The organism is Dinoroseobacter sp. PD6 (assembly GCF_028807315.1).
GTDB lineage: Bacteria > Pseudomonadota > Alphaproteobacteria > Rhodobacterales > Rhodobacteraceae > Dinoroseobacter > Dinoroseobacter shibae.
Genome location: NZ_JARAMN010000009.1, coordinates 39245 through 55283, shown reverse-complemented (window position 1 = coordinate 55283; position 16039 = coordinate 39245). Strand labels below are relative to the sequence as shown.

Annotated in this window: 17 protein-coding genes; 11 read left to right on the top strand and 6 right to left on the bottom strand. The window is 69.1% G+C overall.

Features of this window, described 5'->3' with window-relative positions:
- Window positions 1-23: 23 nt before the first annotated feature.
- From crtA to bchO, 4 genes are read left to right on the top strand one after another with little or no spacing between them, the layout of a single operon-like run.
- Window positions 24-770, top strand: a complete 747-nt coding sequence (gene crtA, locus PVW48_RS14900) for a spheroidene monooxygenase (RefSeq protein ID WP_274581899.1) — start codon at window positions 24-26, stop codon at window positions 768-770.
- Window positions 767-1771 carry a magnesium chelatase ATPase subunit I gene (bchI, locus tag PVW48_RS14895; protein ID WP_274581898.1) on the top strand — a complete coding sequence of 335 codons (1005 nt, stop codon included), beginning with the start codon at window positions 767-769 and terminating at the stop codon, window positions 1769-1771. Before crtA ends, bchI begins: the two co-directional genes overlap by 4 nt.
- 26 nt (window positions 1772-1797) lie before the next feature.
- A complete protein-coding gene (locus PVW48_RS14890) occupies window positions 1798-3501 on the top strand; it encodes a magnesium chelatase subunit D (RefSeq protein WP_274581990.1) in 1704 nt (567 codons plus the stop codon).
- Window positions 3498-4406 carry an alpha/beta fold hydrolase BchO gene (gene bchO, locus PVW48_RS14885; RefSeq protein WP_274581897.1) on the top strand — a complete coding sequence of 303 codons (909 nt, stop codon included), beginning with the start codon at window positions 3498-3500 and terminating at the stop codon, window positions 4404-4406. Before PVW48_RS14890 ends, bchO begins: the two co-directional genes overlap by 4 nt.
- Here the strand turns inward: bchO and PVW48_RS14880 are convergent.
- From PVW48_RS14880 to grxC, 3 genes are read right to left on the bottom strand one after another with little or no spacing between them, the layout of a single operon-like run.
- The gene (locus PVW48_RS14880) at window positions 4403-4855 is read right to left on the bottom strand and encodes a MarR family winged helix-turn-helix transcriptional regulator (RefSeq protein WP_012180161.1); all 453 of its coding nucleotides are present in this window, start codon (window positions 4853-4855) and stop codon (window positions 4403-4405) included. The genes bchO and PVW48_RS14880 overlap by 4 nt on opposite strands.
- Window positions 4852-5685 (bottom strand): carbon-nitrogen hydrolase family protein, encoded by an 834-nt coding sequence (locus tag PVW48_RS14875; RefSeq protein ID WP_274581896.1) that lies wholly within the window; start codon window positions 5683-5685, stop codon window positions 4852-4854. The genes PVW48_RS14880 and PVW48_RS14875 overlap by 4 nt, the downstream gene beginning before the upstream one ends.
- Window positions 5685-5942: a glutaredoxin 3 gene (gene grxC / locus PVW48_RS14870; protein ID WP_012180163.1), complete on the bottom strand. Its 258-nt coding sequence runs from the start codon at window positions 5940-5942 to the stop codon at window positions 5685-5687. Before grxC ends, PVW48_RS14875 begins: the two co-directional genes overlap by 1 nt.
- Before the next feature lie 115 nt (window positions 5943-6057).
- Here grxC and PVW48_RS14865 point away from each other — a divergent pair, with 115 nt between their 5' ends.
- The 3 genes from PVW48_RS14865 to tspO are packed head-to-tail and all read left to right on the top strand — an operon-like array spanning window position 6058 to window position 9203.
- Window positions 6058-7632 carry a phytoene desaturase gene (locus tag PVW48_RS14865; protein ID WP_012180164.1) on the top strand — a complete coding sequence of 525 codons (1575 nt, stop codon included), beginning with the start codon at window positions 6058-6060 and terminating at the stop codon, window positions 7630-7632.
- Complete coding sequence (gene crtB, locus PVW48_RS14860; RefSeq protein ID WP_274581895.1) at window positions 7629-8714, top strand: 15-cis-phytoene synthase; 1086 nt, start codon at window positions 7629-7631, stop codon at window positions 8712-8714. The genes PVW48_RS14865 and crtB overlap by 4 nt, the downstream gene beginning before the upstream one ends.
- A gap of 6 nt (window positions 8715-8720) precedes the next feature.
- The gene (tspO, locus tag PVW48_RS14855; protein ID WP_274581894.1) at window positions 8721-9203 is read left to right on the top strand and encodes a tryptophan-rich sensory protein TspO; all 483 of its coding nucleotides are present in this window, start codon (window positions 8721-8723) and stop codon (window positions 9201-9203) included.
- Here tspO and PVW48_RS14850 read toward each other — a convergent pair.
- The 3 genes from PVW48_RS14850 to crtD are packed head-to-tail and all read right to left on the bottom strand — an operon-like array spanning window position 9200 to window position 11808.
- A complete protein-coding gene (locus PVW48_RS14850) occupies window positions 9200-9385 on the bottom strand; it encodes a PLD nuclease N-terminal domain-containing protein (RefSeq protein ID WP_274581893.1) in 186 nt (61 codons plus the stop codon). The two genes, tspO and PVW48_RS14850, sit on opposite strands and share 4 nt — an antisense overlap.
- Window positions 9386-9397: 12 nt before the next feature.
- Window positions 9398-10270: a carotenoid 1,2-hydratase gene (gene crtC / locus PVW48_RS14845; RefSeq protein ID WP_274581989.1), complete on the bottom strand. Its 873-nt coding sequence runs from the start codon at window positions 10268-10270 to the stop codon at window positions 9398-9400.
- Window positions 10225-11808, bottom strand: a complete 1584-nt coding sequence (gene crtD, locus PVW48_RS14840) for a 1-hydroxycarotenoid 3,4-desaturase CrtD (RefSeq protein ID WP_274581892.1) — start codon at window positions 11806-11808, stop codon at window positions 10225-10227. The genes crtC and crtD overlap by 46 nt, the downstream gene beginning before the upstream one ends.
- 113 nt (window positions 11809-11921) lie before the next feature.
- On the opposite strand from crtD, the gene PVW48_RS14835 reads away from it, so the two are divergent.
- The 4 genes from PVW48_RS14835 (at window position 11922) to PVW48_RS14820 (ending at window position 16000) form a co-directional block, all read left to right on the top strand.
- Window positions 11922-12800, top strand: a complete 879-nt coding sequence (locus PVW48_RS14835; RefSeq protein ID WP_012180170.1) for a polyprenyl synthetase family protein — start codon at window positions 11922-11924, stop codon at window positions 12798-12800.
- A 9-nt stretch (window positions 12801-12809) separates the two neighbouring features.
- Entirely contained in the window at window positions 12810-13934 is a 1125-nt protein-coding gene (locus PVW48_RS14830; protein WP_443112682.1) for a methyltransferase, read from the top strand.
- Window positions 13935-14057: 123 nt separating this feature from the next.
- Entirely contained in the window at window positions 14058-14996 is a 939-nt protein-coding gene (gene bchC, locus PVW48_RS14825; RefSeq protein WP_274581890.1) for a chlorophyll synthesis pathway protein BchC, read from the top strand.
- Window positions 14993-16000, top strand: a complete 1008-nt coding sequence (locus PVW48_RS14820; RefSeq protein ID WP_012180173.1) for a chlorophyllide a reductase iron protein subunit X — start codon at window positions 14993-14995, stop codon at window positions 15998-16000. The genes bchC and PVW48_RS14820 overlap by 4 nt, the downstream gene beginning before the upstream one ends.
- The last annotated feature ends 39 nt before the right edge of the window (window positions 16001-16039 follow it).

Below are 16039 nucleotides of genomic sequence, written 5' to 3'. Positions count from 1 at the left end.
TCAGACTAAGTTTACACATTGGAGTGAGTCCGATTCAGACCGTCAGTCTCAGCCTCTTTCGCTTCGACAGCGCACTTGACCGCCTCTGGGCGCTCGCCCAGATGGGCGCGGCCCGGTTCAGCTTGCCCAGGACACCGGATATCGGGTTCTGGAAGCTCTGCGGCTCCGGCTCGGGCGAAGGCTTCACACCCGTTCCCAACACCTCCGTCTACGCCATCCTCGCGACCTGGCCCGACGCGGCCACCGCCCGGGCCCGCACCCGCGAGGCCCCGGTCTGGGCGCGCTACCGCGCCCGCGCGGCCGAGGACTGGACGATATTCCTTGCCCCCACCTCCGTGCGCGGCGCGTGGTCGGGCCAGACCCCGTTCGAGGTGACCGCCCCCGCGACCCCGGGCCCCCTGGCCGCGCTCACACGCGCCACGGTGAAGCCCAGCCGGGCGCTGAAATTCTGGAAACACGAGCCCGCGATCAGCGACATGATCGGGCGCGACCCCAACGTCATCTTCAAGATCGGCATCGGCGAGGTCCCCCTGATGCAGCAGGTCACCTTCTCGATCTGGCCCGATGCCACCAGCATGTGCGCCTTCGCCCGCAAGGGCGGCCCCCATGCCGAGGCGATCCGCGCCGTCCGCGACGGCGGCCTCTTCGCCGAAGAGCTCTATGCCCGCTTCACCGTCCTGGGCGATCACGGCACGTGGGAGGGGCGCCGCCCTCTCGCCAGCCTGACCGCCCCCACGCCCACCGATACGCCCGCCGAGGAATACGCATGACCCATCCCTTCCCGTTCTCCGCCATCGTGGGCCAGTCCGAAATGAAACAGGCGATGGTGCTCACGGCCATCGACCCCTCCATCGGCGGGGTGCTGGTTTTCGGGGATCGCGGCACCGGCAAATCCACCTCCGTCCGCGCGCTCGCCGCCCTTCTGCCCGAGATCGACGTGGTCGCGGGCTGCCCCTGCAACTCCGCCACGCCTGCGGCCGTGCCGGACTGGGCCGAAGGCGTCGGCACCGAGATCGTCTCGAAACCCACCCCCGTGATCGACCTGCCCCTCGGCGCCACCGAGGACCGCGTCGTCGGCGCGCTCGACATCGAACGGGCGCTGACCCGGGGCGAGAAGGCGTTCGAGCCCGGCCTGCTGGCCCGCGCCAATCGCGGCTACCTCTATATCGACGAGGTCAACCTGCTGGAGGATCACATCGTCGACCTGCTGCTCGACGTCGCGGTCTCCGGCGAGAACGTGATCGAACGCGAGGGCCTGTCGATCCGCCACCCCGCGCGCTTCGTCCTCGTCGGCTCCGGCAACCCCGAGGAAGGCGAGCTGCGCCCGCAGTTGCTCGACCGGTTCGGGCTCAGTGTCGAGGTCGCCTCCCCCAACAACATCGATGACCGGATCGAGGTGATCCGCCGGCGCGACGCCTACGAGATGGATTACGACGCCTTCATGGCCCATTGGCAGGGGGAGGATGCCTCGCTCCGCAAGCGCATCCTCGAGGCGCGCAAGATCCTCCGCGCCATCGAAACCCCCGACGCCACCCTGCGCGACTGCGCCGAGCTCTGCGTCGCCCTCGGTGCCGACGGTCTGCGCGGGGAGTTGACGCTGCTGAAGGCCGCCCGCGCCGTGGCCGCCTATTCCGGGGCCGAAACCGTGGGGCGCGCGCACCTGCGCACCATCGCCGCCTCGGCCCTGCGCCACCGCCTGCGCCGCGACCCGCTGGACGAGGCCGGGTCCACCACCCGCGTCGCCCGCGTGGTCGACAGCGTCCTGGCCTGAGGGGCCGCGTGATCCCGCCCACCCATATGGACCCGGTCGAACGCTGGGCCCAGGCGGCCACCGCCGCCGCCCTGCTGGCCATCGACCCCGAGGGGCTCGGCGGGCTGTGGCTCCGGGCGCGCTCCGGCCCGGCGCGCGACCGGCTGCTCGCGGGCCTGCGCGGGCTGCTCACCGCCCCGCGCCGCATGCCCCCCGGCATCGCCGACGCGCAGCTTTTCGGCGGCGTGGACCTCGCCGCGACCCTGTCTGCGGGGCAACTCGTGCGCGCCCCCGGCCTGCTCGGCAGCGGCCCAGTCGCCCTGATCGCCCCCATGGCGGAACGGATGACGCCGGGCCTTGCCGCCCGCCTCGCCCAAACCCTGGACGCATCCCAGGGCCATTGCCTCATCGCCCTGGACGAAGGGGCCGAGCCCGACGAACGCCTCGCCGCCTCCCTCGCCGACAGGCTGGCGCTGCATATCGACCTCGACGGGCTGGCGCTGGCCGACTGCCCGCCCCCCGCCTTCGACGCGGAGGAGATCGCCCGCGCGCGCACCTACCTGCCCCATGTGCGCCTCGGCCCCGACGCCCATGCCGCCCTCACCGTCGCCGCCCTGCACCTCGGCATCGACAGCCTGCGCGCCCCCCTGCTCGCGGCCCGCGCCGCCCGGGCGCTTGCCGCGCTCGATGGCCGCGACACCGCGGACGAGGACGACCTCGTGACCGCCACGGAACTGGTGCTCGCCCCCCGCGCGACCCGTTTCCCCGAGGAGGACACCGACGAGGCCGAGCCGCCCCAGGACGCCCCCGAACCCCCGCCCGAAACCGACACCGCGCCCGAGGACGAACTGGACGAGACCGACCCGCCGCAGCGCCTGCCCGAAGAGATCCTGCTGCAGGCCGCCAAGGCTGTCCTGCCGCCGGACCTGCTGGCCAGGCTTGCCGCCGCCAAGGCCCCCAAGACCGCCAAGTCCGGCGCCGGGGCCGGGGCCGCGAAGAAAGGCAACCGCCGGGGCCGCCCCCTGCCGTCCCGCCCGGGCCGGATCGACGGGCAGTCCCGCATCGACCTCGTGGCCACCCTGCGCGCCGCAGCACCCTGGCAGACCATCCGCCGCAAGCTGACCCCCGACGCCCCGCAAAAGGTGCTGGTCCGGTCCGAGGACATCCGCCTGCGCCGGTTCGAGGAAAAATCCGACCGCCTGCTGATCTTTGCCGTGGACGCCTCCGGCTCCGCTGCCCTTGCGCGCCTGGCCGAGGCCAAGGGCGCGGTCGAGCTGATGCTGGCCGAGGCTTATGCCCGCCGCGACCACGTCGCCCTCATCGCCTTCCGGGGCACCGGCGCGGACCTTCTGCTGCCGCCGACCCGGTCGCTGGTCCAGACCAAGCGCCGTCTCGCCGCCCTGCCGGGCGGGGGCGGCACGCCGCTGGCCGCCGGGCTGCGCGCCTCGCTGGACCTCGCCGCACTCAGCAAGGGCCGCGGCCTCAGCCCCACCATCGCGCTCCTGACCGACGGGCGGGCCAATATCGCGCTCGACGGCACCGCCAACCGGCCCGCCGCCGCCGAGGACGCCCGCGCCATGGCCCGCGCCCTGCGCGCCCAGGCGACACCCTCCATCGTCATCGACATGGGCAACCGGCCCCAGGCGCAGCTGCGCGATCTCGCGGGCGATCTGGCCGCCCCCTACATCCCCATGCCCCGCGCCGACAGCCAGCGTCTCTCCACCGCGGTGACGGCGGCGCTCGACTCATGAACTGGAACCTGGAGAAGGCCCACTGGCCTCATGCCGGGGCCAGTCGCTTCCTGCGTGTCAGCCCGCACCAATGGCATGTGCAGGTGATGGGGCCGGACAAGGGGCAGGCGCCGACGCTGTTGCTGCTGCACGGGGCGGGGGCCTCGCTGCACTCCTTCGCCGACCTGATGGACCGGCTCGCGCCGCGCTTCCGGCTGGTGGCCGTCGACCTGCCCGGACACGGCTTCACCACCAAGGGCAGCTCCATGCGATCCAGCCTCGACGCAGTGGCGGAGGATCTGACCAAGCTGCTCGTGAAACAGGACCTTCTGCCCGACGCGATCATCGGCCATTCCGCCGGGGCCGCCGTTGGGCTGGAGCTGACGACGCGCCTGCCGACCCCGCCCCGGGGCCTCGTCGCCCTGAACGGCGCCTTCGCGGAATTCGACGGGGTCGCGGGCTGGCTCTTTCCGATGCTGGCCAAGATGCTGGCGCTGAACCCGTTCACCGCGCTGGTCTTCGCCAACACCACCACCCCGCGCAGCGTTCGCCAACTGATCGAGGCGACCGGCTCCGAGCTGACCGAGGCGCAACTCGGCCTCTACTTCCGGCTGGTGCGGGACCGCGCCCATGTCTCCGGCGCGCTGGCGATGATGTCCCGCTGGGACCTGCGCCCCCTCAACCGCAAGATGCCGAATATCGACACCCCCGCGCTGTTGCTGACCGGCGCGCGCGACAAAGCCGTGGCCCCCCAGGTCTCGATCGACGCCGCGCGCAAGCTGCCCAACGCCACGACCCGCACCCTGCCGGCCCTCGGCCACCTGATGCACGAAGAACGCCCCGACCTGATCGCGGCGGAAATCGAAGGGTTCCTGGCCGGTCTCGACCTGCATCCGGCACGATCGCAGACGTCCCGCTCCGCCTAGGGCTTGGTGTCGTCCTGCTCCAGCCGCACCCGCAACTCCCGCAGGATCGGCAAGACCGCGCGCACCTTCTCCGCCCCCAGGCTGGAGGTCATCTCGGCGATGATCGGCGTGATCACCTGCAAGGCCGCATCCCGCGCCGCCCGCCCCGCCGGGCTGACCGCCACCAGCTTGCGCCGCGCATCGTCCCAGTCGGGCCGGATATGCACATGCCCCGCCGCCTCCAGCTTGCCCAGCGTGTTGGTCATCGCCCCCTTGGTGACGTGGAAACTCCGCGCCAGCTGTGCCGGGGTCCGCTCGGCCGAGGTGTTCGCCAGATGGTTCAGCACCGAGAAATGGCTCAGCTCCATCCCCTTCGGCAGGGCCTTGGACAGCCGCGCGCGGGCCAGCTGATCGGTGGTGATCAGTTCCGACAGAAGGGAAATCGCAAGGGCGTCATTGACCGTGTTCATACCGGGCCAGCATAGGGGGCATCCGCCGTGAGGGAAGGTATTTTTCGCCGCGCTGCGGCAATTTCCGTCCGGTCCAGATCGACGAAACACACCCCCGGCGCGGTCCCCCCATCGGCCAGCACCCGCCCCCAGGGGTCCACAGCCAGGCTGTGCCCATGGGTGCTGCGCGCCTTGCCCCGGGTCGCCGGGTGCGTGCCGGTCTGGGCCGGCGCCAGCACCCAGGCCCCGCATTCGATCGCGCGTGCCCGCAGCAGCGGCTCCCAATGGGCCGCCCCGGTGACCGGCGAGAAGGCCGAGGGCACCGTCAGGATCTCTGCCCCCGCCCGGGCCAGACCCCTGAAAAGATGCGGAAATCGCAGGTCATAGCACACGGTCATCCCGATCTTGCCAAACGGCGTGTCGGCCAGCACCGCACGATCCCCGGGCCGGTATCCGTCGCTCTCGCGATAGGTCTCGGCCTCCGACACGGCCACGTCGAACATGTGGATCTTGTCATACCGCGCCGCGATCCCGCCCCCGGCATCGATCAGGATCGACCGGTTGGCGAACCGCCCCTCCGCATCCTCCGTGGTCACCGCCAGCGAGCCGAGCAGCACCCAGACCCCCCGCCGCGCCGCGAACTCCCGCATCGCCGCCAGCATCGGATCGTCCGCTTCGCGCCGCAGCACCGCACGCTGCCGGGTCCGGCTGGTGGACAGGCAATTGCTCACCTCCGGGCTCAGGACAAATCCCGCGCCCTCCGCCACCGCCTGCGCCGCCAACCCCTGCAGTTGCGCCAGGTTCGCCTCCGGATCGTCGCCGGAAGTCATCTGCACCAAAGCGGCGCGCATCAGCCCGCCAGCAGCGCGTCCAGCTTGCCCGCCCGCTCCAGCGCATAAAGCTCGTCACAGCCGCCCACATGGGTCGCGCCGATGAAGATCTGCGGCACGCTGGTGCGCCCGCCCGCCCGTTCGATCATCTCGGGCTTCTTCTGCGGCGCACGCCAGACATCGGTCTCGGCAAAGCTCACGCCTTTCTGGGACAGCAGCTTCTTGGCGGCATGGCAATAACCGCACAGCGGCGAGGTATAGATTTCAACGGGCTGCATTCTGGCCTCCGGGATGGATCTGTCCGGTATATAGGCAACCCCGGCAGCGCGGAAAAGACAGCGCAACCGTGACAGAAATGTTGTCAAGTAAACTAGACACCTATATCGTCTCAGTATGATGACACGAGTCGACCCCATCTCCGCCGCCGAAGCCGTCACCGGCCCCCGTCAACGCGCCATCGTGATCGGCGCCGGTCTCGGGGGGTTGGCCGCCGCCATGCGCCTCGGCGCCAAGGGCTACGCCGTCACCGTTCTGGACAAGCTCGACCGGACCGGCGGGCGCGGCTCCTCGATCTCCCAGGACGGGCACCGCTTCGACCTGGGCCCCACGATCATCACCGTCCCCCAAGTCTACGAGGCCCTGTGGGAGGCCTGCGGCCGCAACTTCCACGACGACGTGACGCTCAAGCCGCTCGACCCGTTCTACGAGATCCGCTGGCCTGACGGCTCCAACTTCTTCGCCCGCCAATCGACCGAGGCGATGGAGGCCGAGATCACCCGCCTCTCCCCCGGCGACCTGAAAGGCTATCGCCAGTTCCTCAAGGATTCCCAGCGCCGCTATGTCGTGGGGTTCGAAGGCATGGTGGCCGAGCCGATGCACAAGGCCTGGGACACGATCAAGGTCCTGCCCGAATTCGCCCTCCTGCGCGCCGACCAGTCGATCCTGAAACTGGCCAAGAAACGGGTTAAGGACGCCCGCCTGCGCATGGCGCTGTCGTTCCATCCGCTCTTCATCGGCGGCGACCCGATGAACGTCACCTCCATGTATGCCCTCGTCAGCCACCTGGAAAAGGAATTCGGCGTCCATTACGCCATGGGCGGGGTGCAGGCGATCGCCGACGCCATGGCCCGGATCGTGGCCGACCAGGGTGGCTGGGTCCGCCTTGGCGAGACTGTCGACGAAATCCTCGTGACCGAACGCAAAACCCGCGGCGTCCGCCTCGCCAGTGGCGAGGTGCTGCACGCGGATGTGGTCGTCTCCAACGCCGATGCGGGCCACACCTACAAACACCTCATGCGTCAGGCCCCCAAGAAACGCTGGACCAACGCCAAGCTCGACAGCCGCCGCTGGTCCATGGGTCTTTTCGTGTGGTATTTCGGCACCAAGGGCACGGCCGGCATGTGGCAGGATGTGGGCCACCACACCATCCTCAGCGGCCCGCGCTACGAGGGCCTGCTGCGCGACATCTTCATCAACGGGCGGCTCTCCGACGACATGAGCCTTTATGTCCACCGCCCCTCGCTCACCGATCCCAGCGTGGCACCCAAGGGCGACGACACCTTCTACGTCCTGTCGCCGGTCCCCCATCTGGGCCATGACAATGGCGTCGACTGGGCGACCGAGGAACCGATCTACAAGGCCAAGGTGCTGGCCGAGCTGGAAAAGACCATGCCCGGCATCGGGCGGCGCATCACCACCGAAACGGTGTTCACGCCGGAAACCTTCCGCGACAGGTATCTCTCGCCCAACGGCTCCGGCTTTTCCATCGAACCGCGCATCCTGCAATCGGCCTGGTTCCGACCCCATAATGTCTCCGAAGAGGCCGAGGGCCTGTTCCTCGCCGGCGCGGGCACCCATCCGGGCGCAGGCGTGCCCGGCGTGATCAGCTCGGCCGAGGTGCTGGCCAAGATGGTCCCCGACGCCGCCCCCGTCGCCACCCCGGCCCCCCTCGCGCAGGCCGCGGAATGAGCCTCGACACCGCGCCTTTCGCCCCGACCGCGCTCGCCTATACCCAGGCCGATCTCGACCACTGCAAGGAGGCGATCCGCCACGGCTCCCTGTCGTTCCACGCGGCCTCCCGGCTTCTGCCGAACCGGGTGCGCGACCCGGCGCTGGCGCTCTATGCCTTCTGCCGCCTGGCCGACGACGCGGTGGATCTGCACCATGAAAAGCCCGCCGCCGTGCTCGATCTGCGCGACCGGCTGGACCTGGCCTATCGCGGCCAGCCCCGCAACGCGCCCGCCGACCGGGCCTTCACCGCGATGATCGAGGCCCATGACATGCCCCGCGCCCTGCCCGAGGCCCTGATCGAGGGCTTCGCCTGGGACGCGATCGAACGGCAATACGATACCCTGTCGGATGTGCGCGCCTATTCCGCCCGTGTCGCCGCCGCCGTCGGCGCGATGATGACCGTGCTCATGGGGGTGCGCGATGCCGATGCGCTGGCCCGCGCCTGCGATCTGGGCGTGGCGATGCAGCTGACCAATATCTGCCGCGACGTGGGCGAGGACGCCGCCGAAGGCCGCCTGTATCTGCCCCGCGCCATGATGGCCGAGGAAGGGCTCGACCCGGAGGCCTTTCTCGCCGACCCGCGCCCGTCCGAGGCGCTGACCACCGTCACCCGCCGCCTGCTGGCCGAAGCGACCCGGCTCTATTACCGTTCCGAGGCGGGGATCGCGGCCCTGCCGCGCGCCGCCCGTCCCGGCATCTTCGCCGCGCGCCATATCTATGCCGGGATCGGCAATGAAGTGACCCGCGCCGCGTTCGACAACATCACCCGCCGCGCCCATACCAGCGCCGGGCAGAAACTCGGCTGGATCGGCCTGTCGGTCCTGCGCACGGGGGTCAGCATGGTCATGCCGCGCTCCGCCGTGCTTCACGCCGACCCGCTGCCCGAAACCGCCTTCCTGGTCGAGGCCGGCGCCCGTATCGCGGACCGCTCCGCCTGGGGCGCGGGGCGCTCCGGCAACCTGCTTGGCCTCTTCGCGCAGCTCGAAGCCCGCGACCGCGAGACCCGCGGTATGGAACCTTACGGAGGCCGCCCTACTTAACCTGTCATGGAATTTGATTGGATCGTCTTCGGTGTCTTCATCAGTGCCTGTTGCGCCGCGGCGGCAACGGGTTCCATGTTTCCGCCCGACAAGTGGTACGACGCCTTGCGCAAACCGTCCTGGAACCCGCCCAACTGGGTGTTCCCGGTGGTGTGGTCCATCCTCTACATCGTGATCGCCGTGGCCGCCACGCGGGTCGCCGTGCTCGATGGTAACGCGCTCGCCATGGCCTTCTGGGGCGTGCAAATCGCGCTCAATACGCTCTGGTCGCCGGTCTTTTTCGGTCTGAACCGGATCAAGGCGGGGATGTTCATCATCGTCGCGCTCTGGCTCGCCGTGTGCGGCGCGATGGTCAGCGCCTGGCAGATCGACATGGTCGCGGGCCTGTTGCTGGCCCCCTATCTCGTCTGGGTGTCGATCGCGGCGGCCCTGAACGCGGCGGTCTGGCGGCTCAACCCCGACAAGGCGGGCGGCCCCGCCACCGCCTAACGCTTCGCACGGGGCCCGAAGAACAGCCAGATGATGAAGCCCAGCAGGGGCAAGAACAGGATGAACAGGCACCAGATCACCTTGGCGCCCGTGCTCGCGGTCGAGCCGATGGTCGAAATGATCGCCCACAGCATCGCCACCAGCAGCAGGAAACTGCCAATCCCGACAACCTCGATCCCCATCTTGCGTCCCTTTCAGTCCTTGAAGGCCCATTTCGACCGGCGCGGCACCCGCACTGCCAGCATCGGCATCAACCATGGCCCCCGGAACCGGTCAAGATCCAGCGCCTCGAACACACCCGTCACCCGCTCGCCGTGCAGCGTCGTCTCCACCCCGCAGCGGTTGTAGAACGGCGCATCCAGCATGTGCTTGACCTGCCTGGGCTTTGTCCCCGGATCGGCCCGCGTCTCGCGCTTGATCGCCCAGAGGGACCGCGAAAACCGGGTCTTCGGCGGGGCTTCGAGCGTTTCCACCGACCCGTCGCGGCCAAAGCTCAGCGCCACGGCCAGGTCGCTCCCGTCCCGCCGCGCCACGTCATAGAACGACGCCGTGCCCGCCCGTGTCGGATACCGCCCCCAGGTCCAGTAGCCGAAATCCGCCTCCAGCGCCCGCGTGCCGAAATTCGCATCGAAATACCCGTGCCCGCGCCAGCTCCAGCCGTCCTCGCCCAGATCCACCTCGATCTCCGCCGTCGGCGCGAAGGGCCGCCAGACATGCGCGCCATCGGCGGTCAGCGGCACCTCCACCGAGGTCAGCGCGCTGGGATGGATCGTGACCGTCCCCTGCACCCTCTGCCCATGCGGCGTCGAGATCTCGTTGATCTCCACCACCAGCCGGTCGCCGTCCCAATGCAGTGCCGAAGGCCCGACCTCGAAACGCTCCGGGCTCTGGCGCAGGGCGCTGCGGCCCCGGTCGGTCATGGTCCAGCGCCCGCCGGGGCCATAGGTCGCCACGTTGATGCAGACATGGTTGTCCGGCGACTTGCGTCCGGACCAGCGGTACCAGGGCGAGAAAACCGACCCTATGAAAGCGATGATCGAGATCGCGCGGGTGCCGCAGTCGCTGATCCCGTCGATATACCACCATGCGTAGCCGTCCGCCGGAACGTCGAGGTTGAAGTTCGGTCGCTCAAGATCGCCGCGGCCGCGTGCTTGCCGGAAAGGGTCGCCATCGGAATGCCCGCCCCCGGATGCGCCCCGCCCCCCGCTAGGTACAGCCCCGGCAGCTTCGTGCGCGCCTGGGGCCGCTGGAACGCCGCCATCAACCCGTGCGGGCTCCGCCCGTAGAGGGATCCGGCCGACCCGGGAAACAGGCGCGCGAAGTCCCGCGGCATGGTCAACGCCTCCCGTCCGGGGCGTTCCGGGAATCGCAGCCCCATGGCTGCGAAGCGAGTGAAGACTTGCGTCTGACATGCGTGAAACTCCTCGTGGTCGTCCCGCAAACCGGCTGCACCGGCGACCGGGGGGCCGTTCATGATGACCTCGAATCGCTCGGGCCCGGCGGGGGTCAGCCCCGCGCCCCGATCCTCGGCACAAAGGTAAAGCGTCGCGTCCCGGGGCATCCGCCCGGCCGCGAGATCGTCGAACTCCCGCGCCGGATCATCCGCGAAAAACACGTTGTGATGGACCAGGTCGCGCCCCTCGGGTTGGCCCGCGAAAGACCACACATAGGCCGAGAGCGAGCGCTCCGCGATCCCAGGGGCCGCCACGGCGGGCTTGGCCGCCGGGCCCAGCAATCCGAGATGCAGCGCGCGCGGATCCCCGTTGAACACCACCGTGTCCGCCGCGATCCGGGCGCCATCGGTCAGATGCACGCCCGCCACACGCCCGCCTTGCGTCTCGATCCGGGCAACGCAGGTATCATAGCGCAGATCCGCGCCCTTTTCAGCCGCCAGACGGGCGAGCCCCTGCGCCAGCGCATGCATCCCTCCCTCCACGCGCCAGACGCCCTGCGCTTCGGCCTGCCAGATCAGGGCCAGCACCGCGGGCGCGGCATAGGGCGAGCCGCCAACATAGGTGGCGTAGCGCCCGAAAAGCTGCTGCAACCGCGGGTCGCGAAACCGCTTGGCCAGGCTGCGCGCCAGCGTGGTCAGCGGCCCCATGGCCGGGATCACCGAAGGCTGCGCCAACACGTGCCGCGTCAGCCCCGCCAGATCCGGCGCCGGGTTCTGCATCATCGGCCCGTCGAAGGCCGCGAACAGCTTCGCCGCCTGAGCCGAGAACGCGGCGAAGGCCGCCGCCTCCCGCGGGCCGGCGAAGGCGCGCACCGCCGCCTCGGACGCCTTCGCGTCGGAAAACAGGTCCAGCGTGCTGCCATCGGACCACCAGTGCCGCGCCAGCACCGTCTCTCGGTGCAGGGTCACGTAGTCCGACAAACCCGCCTCCACATCGTCGAACAGCGATTCGAAAATCGGGCGCAGGGTCATCACCGTCGGGCCCGCATCCACGGGCCCCGCCGCGCTCGGCAGGGTGCGCATCTTGCCCCCCGGCCCCGACAGCGCCTCCAGCACCGTCACATCGCACCCGGCATGGGCCAGACGGATGGCCGACGCCAATCCGCCCATCCCCGCGCCGATCACGACGACCTTGTCTTGCGCGCGAGTCATCACATTCCGATCCAAAACATGACCTTGATTGTTGACAGGCGCGGGCAAACTGTCCAGTCTAATTTACAGTACCGTGTCATTAAACCGTGACACACTCACTTTCGGAGCGGCCCATGACCCCCCAGACGCGCATTGAAACCGCCCTCGACATCGCCCTGATCCGCAGTCGCGCAGGCTCCTGCCCGCCGAAGCTGGCCTCGGCCCTCGAATACGCGGTCAAGCCCGGGGGCGCGCGAATCCGCCCGACCATCTGTCTCAACGTGGCCCGCGCCTGTGGCGACGATGCACCCGGCCTGACCGACGCCGCCTGCGCCGCGATCGAGCTGATCCATTGCGGCAGCCTGGTGCATGACGACCTGCCCGCCTTCGACAATGCCGATGTCCGGCGCGGCAAGCCGACCGTCCACAAGGCCTGGTCCGAACCGCTCGCGGTGCTGACCGGCGACACCCTGATCATCATGGCGTTCGAGCAGATCGCGCTCGCCGCCCGGTCCGACGCCCTGCGCGCCGCGACCCTGACGCTGGAACTGGCCCGCTACTCCGGCATGCCCCACGGCATCTGCGCCGGCCAGGCATGGGAGAGCGAGGCGCAGGTCGACCTTTCGGCCTATCACCGGGCCAAGACCGGCGCGCTCTTTACCGCCGCGACCCGGATGGGGGCCGCCGCCGCCGGGGCCGACCCCGAGGCCTGGACCGAACTGGGCGCCCGCATCGGCGAGGCGTTCCAGGTGGCCGACGATCTGCGCGACGCGCTTTATGACGAGGAAACCCTGGGCAAACCCGCCGGGCAGGACGTGGTCAACGCCCGTCCCAACGCGGTCTCCGAACTGGGCGTGCAGGGCGCGATCAAGCGGCTCGACGACATCCTGTCGGGCGCGATTTCCTCGATCCCCTCCTGCCCTGGCGAGGCCGCGCTCTGCGAGATGGTGCGCAAGACCGCCGAGCGGCTGACGCCGGTGATACCGAACCTGGCGAGCGTGCGGACGGCCTGAGCCATGTCCATGTCGCCCGGCACCTACCTTCGGTTCTCCTTTCTGCCCGAGAAAAACGCCTTCTATCGCTGGTGGGTCCGCCTCGCGGGCTCTTCGGCGTTCCAGTCCTGGGCCAGTGCCATGCCGGGCACCCGGCGGCTGGCGCGCAAGGATGGCGAGGCGCTGTTCGACCTGGTGTCGGGCTTCGTGTACAGCCAGGTCCTCCAGGCCTTCGTCACCCTCGACATGCCCGCCCTTCTGGCGAGGGAGCCGCTCCCGGCCTGGCGTCTGGCTGCTCGCACCCGGATGGAGCCGCGGCAGATGGAAGTGCTCTGCCAGGCCGCCGCCTCCCTGAAACTGCTCAAGCGCCGCCGCGATGGCAGCTACCAGTTGGGCCGCCTCGGCGCGGCCCTGCCCGGTGTGCCCGGCCTCGCCGAGATGATTCGCCATCACGACGTGCTCTACCGCGACCTGCAGGACCCGATGAAGTTCCTCAGCGGCACCCAGGAGACCGAGCTGGCCCGATTCTGGCCCTATGTCTTCGGGCAGGCCGGAACCAACGACCCCGAGATCGCCGAGCGGTATTCCCGCCTGATGGCCGACAGCCAGGGCCTCGTGGCCGAGGAAACCCTGCGCACCATCGATTTCGACGGGGCGCACCGGCTGATGGATGTGGGCGGCGGCACCGGGGCGTTCCTGCGCGCCGTGCGCGAAAAACACCCGGATCTGCGCCTGCGCCTCTACGACCTGCCCGCGGTGATCGAGGGGGCGGCGCTGCCCCCCGGCGCCGACAAGACCGGCGGCTCCTTCCGGGACGCACCCGCCCTGCCCAAGGGCGCGGACGCGATCTCCCTGGTGCGGGTGCTTTACGATCACGCGGACGCCACGGTCGCGGACCTTCTGCGCAAGGTCTTCGTGGCCCTGCCCGCGGACGGGCGCGTGGTGGTCTCCGAACCCATGGCCGGGGGCGACCAGCCCACTCGCACGGGCGACGCCTATTTCGCCTTCTACACCATGGCGATGCAGACCGGGCGCGCGCGTTCGGCCCAGGAGATCGCCGATCACCTGACCCGGGCAGGCTTCGTGGACGTGGTTTGCCACACCACCTACCGCCCCTTCGTCACCGGCGTGGTTTCCGGGCGCAAGCCCGCGTAACTTCTCGCATTTCAGACTGTCTAATTTAGTTGACATATTATGCTGTAAGAGTAATCTTACAGATAACAACCAGCCGCGACATCGAGTCACGAATGTCAGGCCAGAGTTTTGAGGGGAACATCCATGCACGCGACAGCCGTTGTTCTGACCGGTCCGAAGGCTTTGGGGCTCCAGGACGTGGCGGTCTCGGACCCCACCGCCACCGACATCGTGGTGCGAATCGATCACTCCGGCATCTCCACCGGCACCGAGAAGCTCTTCTGGTCCGGCAACATGCCTCCGTTTCCCGGCTTCTCCTTCCCGCTCGTGCCCGGCTACGAGGCCGCGGGCGAAGTGGTCGAGGCCGGCGCCGACACCTCCTACAAGCCCGGCGACCGGGTCTTCGTGCCCGGGGCCAACTGCTACGGCGACGTGCGCGGCCTGTTCGGCGGGGCGTCGAACCTGCTGGTGAGCAAGGCCGACCGCGTCGTGCGAATCGACGAGAGCCTGAAGGCCGAAGGCGCCCTGCTGGCGCTGGCGGCCACCGCGCGCCACGCCATGGCGGGCCTGAACAAATCCGTGCCGGACCTGATCGTGGGTCACGGCGTGCTCGGCCGCCTTCTGGCGCGCCTGACCATCGCCGCCGGGGCCCCCGCGCCCACGGTCTGGGAAATCTCCGAGGACCGCGCCAAGGGCGCGACCGGCTACCAGGTCATCCACCCGGATGCCGACGAGAAGCGCGACTACCGCTCGATCTACGATGCGTCCGGCAATGCCGAACTCATCTCCAGCCTCATCATGCGGATCCAGAAGGGTGGCGAGATCGTGCTCGCCGGGTTCTACGACCAGATCACCTTCCCCTTCCCCCCCGCCTTCATGAAAGAAGCCCGCCTGCGCATCGCCGCAGAGTGGGACCGCGATGATCTCATCGCAACCCGCGCCCTGATCGATTCCGGGGCGCTCTCGCTAGAGGGACTCATCACCCACACCACTCGGGCCGCCGACTGCGCGAACGCATATCAGACCGCGTTCGAGGATCCGTCCTGCCTGAAAATGATCCTGGATTGGAGCGCGACCGCATGACACTCGATGTCCCGAACCTGAAATCCGACTATGACCAGCGCCTTCGTGACGAGGCCGCCGAAGAACCCACACTGGAAGTCCCCCAGGGCGAGCCGACCAAGAAGACCCAGATCATCGCGATCTACGGCAAGGGCGGCATCGGCAAGAGCTTCACGCTCGCCAATCTCAGCCACATGATGGCCGAACAGGGCAAGCGCGTGCTGCTCATCGGCTGCGACCCGAAATCCGACACGACCTCGCTGCTGTTCGGCGGCAAGGCGTGCCCGACAATCATCGAGACCTCGACCCAGAAGAAACTCGCCGGCGAGGAAGTCGCCATCGGCGATGTCTGCTTCAAGCGCGGCGGCGTCTTCGCAATGGAACTCGGCGGGCCCGAGGTGGGTCGCGGCTGCGGCGGACGGGGGATCATCCATGGCTTTGAACTGCTGGAAAAACTCGGGTTCCACGATTGGGACTTTGACTATGTGCTCCTGGATTTCCTCGGCGATGTGGTCTGCGGCGGTTTCGGCCTGCCTATCGCTCGGGATATGGCCCAGAAAGTTATACTCGTAGCCTCCAACGACCTGCAGTCGCTCTATGTCGCCAACAACGTCTGCTCGGCGGTGGAATACTTCCGCAAGCTCGGCGGCAATGTCGGCGTCGCGGGCCTCGTGATCAACAAGGATGACGGCACCGGGGAGGCCGCGGCCTTCGCCAAATCCGTCGACATCCCGATCCTCGCGGCGATCCCGCAGAATGACGACCTGCGCAAGAAATCCGCGAATTACCAGATCGTCGGCACCGCCCAGAGCGAATGGGGCGAGCTCTTCGCCGCGCTGGGCGACAACGTCGCCGAAGCCCCGCCCATGCGCCCGGCGGCCCTCAACCAGGACCAGCTGCTCGCGCTCTTCGACAGCAAGGATACCGGCGGCGACGTGGTGCTGGAACCGGCCACCATGGAAGACATGCGCGGCAAGAACGCCAAGCCCATCGAGTCCCTCGAAGTGGTCTATGACGATGTCTGAGCGCGCAATCACCACACCTGCGCGGGGAGGTTCCCATGG

Coding starts and splice junctions, on each gene's coding strand:
- PVW48_RS14880 (WP_012180161.1), bottom strand. CDS start 4,855: ATGAACACGGTCAATGACGCCCTTGCGATTTCCCTTCTGTCGGAACTG.
- crtB (WP_274581895.1), top strand. CDS start 7,629: ATGAGCCTCGACACCGCGCCTTTCGCCCCGACCGCGCTCGCCTATACC.
- PVW48_RS14890 (WP_274581990.1), top strand. CDS start 1,798: ATGGACCCGGTCGAACGCTGGGCCCAGGCGGCCACCGCCGCCGCCCTG.
- PVW48_RS14850 (WP_274581893.1), bottom strand. CDS start 9,385: ATGGGGATCGAGGTTGTCGGGATTGGCAGTTTCCTGCTGCTGGTGGCG.
- bchI (WP_274581898.1), top strand. CDS start 767: ATGACCCATCCCTTCCCGTTCTCCGCCATCGTGGGCCAGTCCGAAATG.
- bchO (WP_274581897.1), top strand. CDS start 3,498: ATGAACTGGAACCTGGAGAAGGCCCACTGGCCTCATGCCGGGGCCAGT.
- grxC (WP_012180163.1), bottom strand. CDS start 5,942: ATGCAGCCCGTTGAAATCTATACCTCGCCGCTGTGCGGTTATTGCCAT.
- PVW48_RS14820 (WP_012180173.1), top strand. CDS start 14,993: ATGACACTCGATGTCCCGAACCTGAAATCCGACTATGACCAGCGCCTT.
- tspO (WP_274581894.1), top strand. CDS start 8,721: ATGGAATTTGATTGGATCGTCTTCGGTGTCTTCATCAGTGCCTGTTGC.
- PVW48_RS14865 (WP_012180164.1), top strand. CDS start 6,058: ATGATGACACGAGTCGACCCCATCTCCGCCGCCGAAGCCGTCACCGGC.
- crtD (WP_274581892.1), bottom strand. CDS start 11,808: ATGACTCGCGCGCAAGACAAGGTCGTCGTGATCGGCGCGGGGATGGGC.
- PVW48_RS14835 (WP_012180170.1), top strand. CDS start 11,922: ATGACCCCCCAGACGCGCATTGAAACCGCCCTCGACATCGCCCTGATC.
- PVW48_RS14830 (WP_443112682.1), top strand. CDS start 12,810: ATGTCGCCCGGCACCTACCTTCGGTTCTCCTTTCTGCCCGAGAAAAAC.
- PVW48_RS14875 (WP_274581896.1), bottom strand. CDS start 5,685: ATGCGCGCCGCTTTGGTGCAGATGACTTCCGGCGACGATCCGGAGGCG.
- bchC (WP_274581890.1), top strand. CDS start 14,058: ATGCACGCGACAGCCGTTGTTCTGACCGGTCCGAAGGCTTTGGGGCTC.